This is a genomic window from Frankia sp. CcWB2 (assembly GCF_977927585.1).
The window spans coordinates 5,086-5,960 of the sequence record NZ_CDWRCM010000093.1; the positions used below are offsets into that span (position 1 = coordinate 5,086).

Consider the following 875-nt stretch of genomic DNA (forward strand, 5'->3'; position numbering starts at 1 on the left):
ATTGTCCACAGAGCGGAGATCAGGCCATGACCCTCGTGACCGACAGCGGTCGTCCCGGCGCCGTCGACGATCCCGGCCGACCCGCCGGTGACCACCCCGCCGGTGCGACGGCCGAGCCCCCGGTCGACCCGCCGCTGGGAATCCCGCCGCCTGCCGCGCAGGGGCTGATTACCGGGGAGCGGTACCGGGCGAGCCTCAACGACGGCCGCGAGGTGTGGCTCGACGGGGAGAAGGTCGCGAACGTGGCGGCGCACCCGGCCTTCCGGGGCGCCGTCGACGAGCTGGCCCGGCTGTTCGACCTGCAGCACGAGCCGGATCTGCGCGACGTGCTCACCGTCCACGAACCCGAGGCGGGGACCCGCGTCGGCTGGTCCTACCAGCTGCCGCGCACGCTGGACGATCTGCGGGCCCGGCGGCGCAGCACGGCCGTGTGGATGCGCGAGTCCTGGGGTCAGCACGGCCGGTCGCCGTCGTTCATGGCGAACGTGGCGGTGGGCCTGCTCGACTTCCGGGACCATCTGGAGCGCAACCAGGCCGGCTTCGGTGCCAACGCGGTGGCCTTCTACCGGCACTGTGCGGCCAATGACCTGGTCCTCGGCCACGCTCTGGGTGACCCGCAGATCGACCGGACCACCAGCCCCGTGGACGATCCCGATCTCGCGCTGCGCATCATCGCCGAGCGGGACGACGGCGTCGTCGTCCGGGGCGCCAAGCAGCTCACGACGCTGGCCCCACTGGCCCACGAGGTGCTCGTGTACCTCTCGGCGAGCTTCGCGCAGCGCGAGGCCGAGCAGTTCGTGATCTGGTTCGGCCTGCCGCTGGCCACCCCAGGTGTGAAGATTCTCTGTCGGGAGCCGCTGGGGGCCCGGCCGTAC

General features: G+C 72.3%; 1 protein-coding gene. It reads left to right on the top strand.

Translation table 11 applies throughout. The features are described from left to right. Positions 1-212 precede the first annotated feature (212 nt). Positions 213-875: 4-hydroxyphenylacetate 3-hydroxylase N-terminal domain-containing protein (locus ACY45C_RS11655; RefSeq protein WP_462187632.1), on the top strand; the 663-nt coding region annotated here is incomplete at its 3' end.